Consider the following 1,020-nt stretch of genomic DNA (forward strand, 5'->3'; position numbering starts at 1 on the left):
AGTGCTTGGCCGCCTCCTGGCGGAACTGGGCCTGGGCTTCGACCGCTGCCTGTCGGGCGACCTGCGCCGCCAGCAGCACACCGCCAACGCCGCCTTCGAACAATACAGCGCCCTCGGCCTGCCGGTACCCACGCTGGAAATCGACAGCGCGTTCAACGAGTTCGACGCCGAGACGATCATCCGCGCCCTGCTCCCGGACCTGCTGCACAGCGAACCCGAAGCCCTGCACATATTGCGCAACGCCGCGCAAAACCGTGGCGAATTCCAGCGCATCTTTTCCCTGATCATCGAACGCTGGCTGGCCGGCACCTACGACCCGCCGGGCCTGGAAAGCTGGCTGGGATTTGTCGAACGTGTCCAGGGTGGCCTGCAACGCCTCCTCGAAGCCGCCGACAACCGTGACAAGATCGCCGTGTTCACCTCCGGCGGCACCATCACGGCCCTGCTCCACCTGATTACCCGAATGCCTGCCGCACAGGCCTTCGAACTGAACTGGCAAATTGTTAACACCTCGCTCAACCAGCTGAAATTCCGTGGTCGCGAGGTGGCACTGGCTTCCTTCAACAGCCATACCCACTTGCAACTGTTGAAGGCGCCGCAGCTCATCACTTTCCGATGAATTGCGGCCAACCGTGACCCCAAGGTCACTGGACTCACCATAAAAGGATCGAAACCATGACTGACGTAGCTAAAGCCGTAGAAGCAATGAAAGCCAAATTCAACCCAGCCGCTGCTGACGGCCTGGACCTGGTGTTCGGTTTCCGTATCGACGACACCCAGAACTTCTCGCTGGTTGTGAAAAACAACACCTGCGAACTGCTGGAAGGTGAAAACCCGGACGCCCAAGTCACCCTGGTGATGGACGGCGAAACCATGAAAGGCATCGTTGACGGCTCCACCGACGGCATGCAGGCATTCATGGGCGGCAAACTGCGCACTGAAGGCGACATGATGCTGGCCATGAAATTGAGCGAGCTGTTCCCGGCCTGATCAGGGCAACCCTGGCAAGACCCGTGTGGG

The 1,020-nt window shown here is 60.3% G+C and carries 2 protein-coding genes; both read left to right on the plus strand.

Annotated features, from left to right (window positions below):
* On the plus strand, window positions 1–619 hold a 619-nt coding region (locus HX846_RS33080), incomplete at its 5' end, for a histidine phosphatase family protein (RefSeq protein WP_178967038.1).
* Between the two features lie 56 nt (window positions 620–675).
* Window positions 676–990 carry an SCP2 sterol-binding domain-containing protein gene (locus HX846_RS33085; RefSeq protein WP_003215671.1) on the plus strand — a complete coding sequence of 105 codons (315 nt, stop codon included), beginning with the start codon at window positions 676–678 and terminating at the stop codon, window positions 988–990.
* The last annotated feature ends 30 nt before the right edge of the window (window positions 991–1,020 follow it).

The organism is Pseudomonas sp. K5002, from assembly GCF_013386655.1.
Classification (GTDB): Bacteria; Pseudomonadota; Gammaproteobacteria; order Pseudomonadales; family Pseudomonadaceae; genus Aquipseudomonas.